The following is an 8631-nucleotide window of genomic DNA, read 5'->3' on the forward strand; positions in this document are numbered from 1 at the left end:
CAGTAGCCGGAACTCAATAACCCGTGATGTCCGGCCAGGCGAGTTCGATGCCCTGGGCAACCAGGCGGTCCTGGAACTCGCCGAGCAGGGCAGGGGTGGCGTGGACCGCGCGCGGACTGACACCGCGATCCAGGCAGAAGCCGGCCAGCAGGCCCGCGGCCTCGCCGATGTTCCACTCGACCGGGTGCAGCCGGTAACAGCCGTTGGTGATGTGCGTGCTGCCGAGGTTCTTGCTCGCGGGCAGCAGGTTCTCCACCCGCTGCGGGACCAGCGCCCCGAGCGGGATCCGGAACGGGCTGCTCGCCACGTCGATGTAGTTGTCGCCGCCGGTGGACGGGTGCAGGTCGATCCGGTACATCCCGATCCCGACGCTGTCGGCGTACTCCGCCGCTCCGCGGGTCCCGCGGACCGCGACCGACAGGTCCTGCTCGACGATCGTGTACGCCGCCTTGATCCGCCGCGACTCGCGGATGTACGGCGCCTGCGCGAGTCCGTCGGCCGATCCGACCAGGTCGCCACGCAACCGCAGCCCCGGGAAGCCGGTGCCGCCGTCCGGACGGGGCGCCTCGGTCTGCAGCCAGTAGAACACCGCCTGGGACAGTTCCTTGGCCGCGGCGAGATGCTTCGCCGCGTCCGGTACGTCGATCACCGGGCCCTCGAAGTAGTCGATCATCGGCCAGTTCACGAGGCAGATGTCGCTCTCGTACGCCCCCGGGACGAAGTGCCGCCGGGCCGCGATCCGGCGGAAGGTCCACAGGTTCGTGTCGCCGCCGCCGCGCCGCTGGTCCGCGACCACGGCGAGCGGGTCGTCGTCCGGGTTCGGGGTGAACGACCGGACCGAGCTCTCCAGGGTGCGCGGGTTCGGCGCCGTCCAGGACAGCAGCCGGTCGCCCCAGAACGAGGGCTGATAGTTCCGCCAGAAGGCGTAGTTCGCCGGTTTGTCACCGACCTGGTCGCCGTCGACGTGGTCGACCGCGAAGCAGTACGACACCGCCTGCATGTTCAGCGGCTGCGCCTGAGCCGGGGCGCTCGGCTCCGCGGTCTCGCTCTGCGCCTCGAACCCGGTGACGTACTCCGTCCCGGTCAGCGGCAGCAGCTCGCCGGTCTCGGTCGCGTCGAGGATGTACGGCGCCGTGAGCGTCAACCGCTCCTCGGTGTCCCGGTGCTCCACGGTCACCGCGGTGACCCGGTCGCCGTCGGTGTCCGCGGCCACCGGATGGTACGGCTGCAGAACCTGGAGCCGGCGACTGGCGCGGTACGGCGCGAGCATCTCCTCCAGTACGGCGACTGCGACGCGCGGCTCGTGGCAGAGCTTCGACACGTACCCGGCGCCCGGGTTGAGGTGCGCGTCCGCCCGGGACGCGACGGTCAGCGGGTAGTGCCGGCGGTAGTACTCGCGGATCCCGTCGCGCAGCGCGCGGTACGACGCGGTGACGCCGAACTGCTCGACCCACGAGTGCTCGTCCGGTGGGACGGCCTGGCTGGTCAGCTGACCGCCGAGCCAGTCGAACTCCTCGGTCAGGATCACCGAGCGACCGGTCCGGAGCGCGGCCAGAGCCGCGGCGACCCCGCCGAGCCCACCGCCGACCACGAGAACATCTGTCTGCATCAGGCACCTTTGCTGGGCGTGAGAGTGATTCCGTCGGTCAGGTCGCAGGGAAGGAGCAGTTGCTGCTCGTCTGCGGTCCCGCTGAGGATCGCTTCGAGCAGCTCGACCGCACGCAGCCCCATCGCCCGCCGCGGAACGTGGAAACCGGAGAAGTCCAGGTCGCTGGCCGCGGGCCGGGTGGCATCGCCGAGCGTGACCACGGACAGGTCCCCGGGTACGTCGACACCGCGCTCGGCGGCCGCGGTGTACAGCGCGATCGCGTCCGCGCGCTCCTCGACGAAGGCCGCGGTGATGTGGCGCTCGAGCAGGTCGTCGAGCACGTCACCCGGCGAGCGGTCGGTCGTCGGTACGTGCGGTGCGCGCGCACCGGCCGCGTCGCGGAAGCCGCGCATGCGGTCGGCCGACGACTCCGCGCCGCTGCCGAGTCCGACGTACGCGATTCGCCGATGACCGAGCGCCTGGGCCTGCTCGACGACGGTGCGCGTGGCGCTGGTGTAGTCGGCGCCGACGTACGGCACCGGGCCGTCGGCGTCGTCGCGGCGGCCGACCGAGACGAACGGGTACTCCTCGGCGATCAACCGGGCCAGCTCCTCGCTCGGGATCTCACGACCGAGCAGCAGGCAACCGTCCGCGATCCGGAGCCGGTTGTTCTCGTGGAAGATCCGCCGCCGCCCTTCGGCGACCGGCGCGCTGGTGAACAGCAGCAGGTCCCAGCCGAGCCGCTCGGCGCAGTCCTCGATCCCGGCCATGAACGGGTGGTAGAAGTCGCCGCTCGCACTCGGGAACACCGACTCGTACGTGAACACGCCGAGGATCTGATTGCGCTGCTGCGTCATCCGGCGCGCCAGCGGATCGGCCTGGTATCCGGTCTCGCGGATCACCTTGAGTACCCGGTCCCGGGTCTCGGCCGGGATCCGTGCGGTGGCGTCGCTGCGGTTGTTCAGCACCAGCGACACCGTCGTCTGACTGACCTTGGCCAGCCGCGCGATGTCGCGCTGGGTGAGCCTGGTCGCCTTGTCTGCCATCATCGATCCTTCGCGGTAATACGGATTGCCGGGAACCGTAGAACAGCCCGCCTGCGTCCGTCAAGAGGTCGGTTCCTCTAGTAATTCGAATTATCACAGCCCAAGGTCTTGACCCGCCACGGTGGCGCGCTGAAAACTCGCCGCAGTCCGATCGCAGCGAGGAGATCCGCTATGTCTCTGAAACGTCGTACTGTCCTGCTCGGCGCCGCTGGTGCTGGGCTCGCGTCTACGATGACGTCGATGTCCATGTCAGCCGGCGCCGCGGGGTTGCCGTTGCTGGCCGGGTTGCCGGCCGGGGCGCCGGAGCGGCAGTTGTTCGCGCCGGGGGAGCAGCGGTTCGCGCCGTACCTGGTGATCCTGGCGCCGATGGTGAACGACGTCGTCGACACTGATCCGTACGGGTTCATGGGTGGCGGCTGGTGGCGGACGCCGGCTCAGCCGTACAACTCGCGGGTCCAGGAACACGTTTTCACGCTGAGCTGGTTCGTCGCGAACAAGCGTGCCTGGAACCCGTACTACCGCGACAACGCGCTGCTCGGCCGGCTCGACGCCGCGTTGCAGCACTACATCGGGTTGCAGAACCCGGACGGCTCCTGGCCGGAGTACCACCCCGGCGAACAAGGAAAGGCGTCAAGCGGTTTCGGAATCGGGTATTTGGCGAAGACGCTCGCCAATCTGCGGCAGACGAACGCGCTGCCGAGCCGGCAGGCGCAGCTGGAAGTTGCCCTGCGCAAGGGAGTCGACTGGTACCTGAATCCGGACAACTCGGTCGTCTGGGACAACCCGTTCGAGTACACCAACCAGGCAACGGCGGGCGTCGCCGGCTCGGCGCTCACGCTGAAGCTGATCCCCGACCACGACCGGTCGCTCAAGCTGCAGGACCGGATCCGGTTCATCGCGAAGTGGGCGCAGAGCCCGGCCGGGTTCTTCTACGACCCGCGCGGGATGGACATCAACTACAACTTCGAGGTCATGCTCCCGGAGATGGCCGAGCTGTACCTGCTCACCAGGAACCCGCAGCTCGCGACCATGGCGCGCCGGTTCGCCGACTGGTTCGGGTACAACCTGCTCCGGGAGCCCGACGACTCCGGTTGGCTGACGTACTACGCCGTCTCGGACCGGACCGCGGCAGCGTTCTACGACGACGTGATCCCGGACCCGGACCGCACCATCCTCGGCTCGCACTTCGTCCCGGTCGCGCCGGACCTCGGTGCGTTCTTCACCTCCCGTGAGGATCAGACGGCGTCCCGGCAGGCATGGGCTGCGGACCCGGCGCCGGTGCCCGCGCTCGCCAAGCAGGACACCTCGCCGCGGATCGTCGCGCATGAGCCGTACGGCGAGACGATGCCGACCCGTGCCGCGAAGCAGGCCGCGATCGCGCGACTCCCGTACCTGCGCAGCGACAACTTCACCGAGCGGCGGCACGACGACTACGGCAACCAGGACTACCTCTACGTACGCCGTCCCGGCCTGTACCTCGGCGCGTTCTTCGGGAACCGGCAGGGGAGCGGCGTGAAGGCCGGGACCGGATTCCTCTGGCACCCGGTGGCGGGCACGGTGATCCACGCGCAGCAAACGGCCACCGGATCCTGGGGCACGGTCCTCGGCGGTAAAGCCGATGCCGAGAGCAACCTTGTCGCCTCGTACCCGTCCAAAGACCTGGTCCGCTACCACACCCCCGACGGCTCAGTCGCGACCGAGCTGCTGGTGGGCCCGCAGTCCGTCGGCCGCCGGGTCACCGCGACCGGCGCGGCGACCGAGCAGATCCCGCTGGTACTGCAGCCCGACGACGAGGTCGTCTTCTCCGACGGAACCGCAGTCCCCTACAACCAGAGCCGGACCGCGACGGCGGACGGCCTGGTGATCCGTCGCGGCAAGGCCACGATCACGATCACCTGGTCGAGCCGCCGTACGGCGACCGTCAGCACGTCGTCCCGCACGTACCTCCGCGACGCCCGCCGCCGCATCCACGTCCTCCGCATCCCGCACGACGGCTCACTGGAAACCGTCGTACGAACCGCCGGCTGACCACCTCCGACCCAACAGCCCGCTCAACGGGTGCGCAGGCGCAGCATCTGGCGGCCGGGGGTGCGGCCGGTGAGGTATACGCGCAGGCCGTCCGGGGTGAGGCTGCCGCCGAGGTAGGTATAGCGCTCGCCCGGGTCCATCGCGACCCGGGCGGCGCCGTTTCCGGGCCCGAACTCGATTCGGTCGGTGCCGACCGTGTAGCTGCCGGTCCCCGACGTGAGCTGGTAGTTGCCTGAGGCATCCAGTGTGTCGACCCCGGACAATGTTCCGCCGTTCCGGAAGCACAGCTCGATCGCGTACGCCGTCGCGTCGCCGGCGAAGTCGAACGTCAGGTCGAAGCCGGACGGTACCTCGGCCACGGTGATCTCGGTCCGCAACGTCCGGTACTGCTTCGGTCGGTGCCCGAAGTCCATCGACGCGTAGAACCGGCCGTCCGGGGCGAGCGCGTACTGCCCGTCCGCGCGCCGGAAACGCTTGGGTAGCGGTAGGTGGTACGGAACCTGCACTTCCTGCGTGAGCCGGAAACTGTTCGGGCCGAGCCGGCGCAGTCCGTCGCTGCGGAAATGACCGGTGCTGAAGAACTGCGGTGACAGCCGGACCGAGTCGAGGATCGCCGCACCGTTCCGGAGCTTGAAGAACGTCGGATTGGTCGACAGCCCCGAGGAGATCACCGGGATGTCGGCGAAGTCCGTGCCACCGAAAACGGTTGCCGTCCGGGTGTCGCGGCGTACCCGGACCGACGCCTGGGACGGGTAGTGCTGCACGAAGTCGGTCGGCGCCGGCTGGGCGGCCGGAAGGGTGGCGGAAAGTTCCGGTCGTTCGAGGACGTCTGCCAGGAAATCGCCGAGCTCACCCGTTCCGCGGGCCTCGATGCTCTTGGCCACGGTCGTGAACCGTCCGTCGCCGGTGTGCAGCGCCAGCTCGCGGAGCTGGGCGAGGTACCACCAGACCTCGCGCACACCCTTCTGGTCCTGCCGACGGGACGCGGTCGTGTCCACCTCGCCGTTCGGCTCGAGCAGGTACAGCGTCACGTCGAGGTTGCGTCGGACGTACTCCACCAGGGCCGGCTTGTCGCGCAGCCAGGCGATCGTCAGCAGGCACGGGTTCGTCACCTCGGCCGCGTACGTCGAACTCCGCTCGCTGTAGATCCCGTCCGGTGTCGCGTCGATGCCCTCGTCCAGCCAGTCGTCGATCCGCGCCGCGTACCGCCGGTCCGGAAACAGGTGATGCGCACGCGACAACGCCGCGGAAACCTCCCACCGGTGGTTCGGGGTGTGTACGCCGCCATTCGCCAGCGCCGGTCCGGCCTTCTTGATCACCGACGCGAGGGTGGCGCGGAATCCCGCCGTTTCCGCCTGACCGTCCGCGTCGAGCAACGCGTACAGCATGCAGACGTCCTGGATCGCGAAAGCGCTGTCCGGCGGGGAGTGCAGGTTCCCGACGTCGTACAGACCGTCCTCGTGCTGCCGCGTCGCGAGTTGGTCGACCAGCCAGCCCAGCGGCCCGAGCAGCGCCGGGTCGTGGTGGTACGACGACCGGCCCCAGACGTACCCGGAAACCAGCCGGCGGGCTTTCCGCGCCACGGTCCGGACACTGTCGGAAAGGTTCTGGTAGTTGCCGAGCACCAGCGGAATCTGTTGCTGGTTCGCGCCGGTCAGCAGGGTCAGGAAGTCCTCGTCCACAGCCGCAACCTCAGCACGAGCGGCGGCCGGATGCAGGGCGCCGAGCGCCACCGTGGTCAGCGAACCAGTCAGAAACGTGCGTCGCAGCATCGGGTTCTCCCGTCGGTAAGCGGTTGCCAAATGCCTGGAACTGTCGCCTCCGGACTTTGTCCTGTCAAGACCGCGCAACCCGACCGCATCCGGACATTCGGCACGCTGGCGAGCCCTTGCATAAACCGGTTTCTCGTACTAGTTTGACCGGCTAAGGCAAGCGCTTTCCGGGCTGCCCTTAGCGTTCCGGAGGTACGAAAGAACATGAGTGCGCTGGGTGAGCTCGGCAGCCTCCGGGGGAAGAAAACCGCAGGTCAGAAAAAGGACAATCTGGCCGGCTACCTCTTCCTCTCCCCGTGGCTGCTCGGGCTGTTCCTGATCACGATCGGGCCGATGCTGGCCTCGCTCTACCTGTCCTTCACGGACTACAACCTGATCCAGGCCCCGAAGTGGATCGGCCTGGAGAACTTCACCCGGATGCTGTCCGACCAACGGCTGCACAACTCGCTCAAGGTGACGTTCACCTACGTGTTCGTCTCGGTGCCGCTGCAACTGGCGATCGCCTTGCTGCTGGCCGTCGTACTGGACCGGGGCGTCCGGGGGATGGCGTTCTACCGGTCGGTGTTCTACCTGCCGTCGCTGCTCGGCTCGAGTGTCGCGATCGCGATCCTCTGGCGGCAGGTGTTCGGCACCACCGGCCTGCTGAACCAGGTGCTGGACGTGGTCGGGATCCACGGAAAAGGCTGGATCTCCGACCCGAGTACGGCGCTCGGCACGCTGGTCGTGCTGAACGTCTGGACCTTCGGGTCGCCGATGGTGATCTTCCTGGCCGGGCTACGGCAGATCCCCACCATGTACTACGAGGCGGCAGCGGTCGACGGAGCCGGCCCACTGCGGCGGTTCGTCAGCATCACGCTGCCGCTGCTGACGCCGATCGTCTTCTTCAACCTGGTGCTGCAGATCATCCACGCGTTCCAGTCGTTCACCCAGGCGTTCGTCGTCTCCGGGGGCAGCGGCGGACCGTCGGACTCGACGATGTTCTTCACGCTGTACCTCTACGACCGGGGCTTCGGGAACTTCGACATGGGCTACGCCTCCGCGATGGCGTGGTTCCTGCTCGTGATCATCGGAGTCTTCACCGCCGCGAACTTCTTCGCCTCGAAGTACTGGGTGTTCTATGACGACTGAGACCCTGCACCGCGCCGTCACTGCCCGCCGGACCGCTCCCGTGAGCTGGGCCCGGATCCGGCCGCTGGTGATCCACGTCCTGCTGGCCGGCTCCGCGCTGGTGATGCTCTATCCGGTGATCTGGATGGTGGTCAGCTCACTGCGACCGGGCAACGAGATCTTCCGCGACCCCGGGATCCTGATCAAGGACCTGCGGATCGAGAACTACCGGGTGGGCTGGCACGCCCTGACCGAGCCGTTCACCCGCTACCTGCTGAACTCCGCCGTGGTGGTGCTCGGCTCGATCCTCGGCAACCTGGTGTCCTGCTCGATGGCGGCCTACGCCTTCGCCCGGCTGGAGTTCACGGCCAAGAAGTTCTGGTTCGCGATCATGCTGCTGAGCATCATGCTGCCGATCCACGTGGTGATCGTGCCGCAGTACATCCTGTTCTCGAAGCTGGGCTGGATCAACACGGTCCTCCCGCTGATCGTGCCGAAGCTGCTCGCCACCGACGCGTTCTTCGTCTTCCTGATGGTGCAGTTCATCCGCGGGATCCCGCGCGAACTGGACGAGGCCGCCCGGATCGACGGCTGTGGGAAGGCTTCGATCTTCCTGCGGATCATCCTCCCGCTGATGGTCCCGGCGTTGGCCACCACAACGATCTTCACGTTCATCTGGACCTGGAACGACTTCTTCAGCCAGTTGATCTACCTGACCGACCCGCATATGTACACCGTCCCGATCGCGCTGCGGTCGTTCGTCGACTCGACCTCCAGCTCGTCGTGGGGATCGATGTTCGCGATGTCGGTCGTCTCGCTCGTCCCGGTCTTCCTCGCCTTCCTGCTCGGCCAGCGGTTCCTGATCAAGGGCATCGCCACCACCGGCATCAAGTAACTCCCCTGAAAGGTGCACCTCATGAGGCACATCCCACGCGTCGCGGGCCGAGGCCTGCGCGCACTCGCCGCGGCGGCGATCGCCACCGGCCTGCTCGCGGCGGGCGCGGCCGGGGGGGGGGCGGCGGGGGGCGGGGGGGGGGGGCGGGGCGGGGCGCGGCACGCCGGCGCACTACAGGGGGTGGGGGGCGGCCCG

The 8631-nt window shown here is 68.2% G+C and carries 6 protein-coding genes; 3 read left to right on the forward strand and 3 right to left on the reverse strand.

The features are described 5' to 3' along the window. Positions 1-13: 13 nt before the first annotated feature. Complete coding sequence (locus ACWGID_RS01700) at positions 14-1609, reverse strand: FAD-dependent oxidoreductase (protein WP_452193420.1); 1596 nt, start codon at positions 1607-1609, stop codon at positions 14-16. Beyond that, on the reverse strand, positions 1609-2634 hold the full coding sequence (locus ACWGID_RS01705) for a LacI family DNA-binding transcriptional regulator (protein WP_452193421.1): 1026 nt from the start codon (positions 2632-2634) through the stop codon (positions 1609-1611). The genes ACWGID_RS01700 and ACWGID_RS01705 overlap by 1 nt, the downstream gene beginning before the upstream one ends. 240 nt (positions 2635-2874) lie before the next feature. Between ACWGID_RS01705 and ACWGID_RS01710 the strand changes: the two genes are divergently transcribed. After that, complete coding sequence (locus ACWGID_RS01710) at positions 2875-4662, forward strand: hypothetical protein (RefSeq protein WP_452193423.1); 1788 nt, start codon at positions 2875-2877, stop codon at positions 4660-4662. Between the two features lie 23 nt (positions 4663-4685). Here ACWGID_RS01710 and ACWGID_RS01715 read toward each other — a convergent pair whose 3' ends face one another. Beyond that, positions 4686-6434, reverse strand: a complete 1749-nt coding sequence (locus tag ACWGID_RS01715) for a hypothetical protein (protein ID WP_452193425.1) — start codon at positions 6432-6434, stop codon at positions 4686-4688. 204 nt (positions 6435-6638) lie between these two features. Here ACWGID_RS01715 and ACWGID_RS01720 point away from each other — a divergent pair, with 204 nt between their 5' ends. Further along, complete coding sequence (locus ACWGID_RS01720; RefSeq protein WP_452193427.1) at positions 6639-7562, forward strand: carbohydrate ABC transporter permease; 924 nt, start codon at positions 6639-6641, stop codon at positions 7560-7562. Next, entirely contained in the window at positions 7552-8436 is an 885-nt protein-coding gene (locus ACWGID_RS01725) for a carbohydrate ABC transporter permease (RefSeq protein WP_452193428.1), read from the forward strand. The genes ACWGID_RS01720 and ACWGID_RS01725 overlap by 11 nt, the downstream gene beginning before the upstream one ends. Positions 8437-8631 lie beyond the last annotated feature (195 nt).

Source organism: Kribbella sp. NPDC054772 (assembly GCF_053611945.1).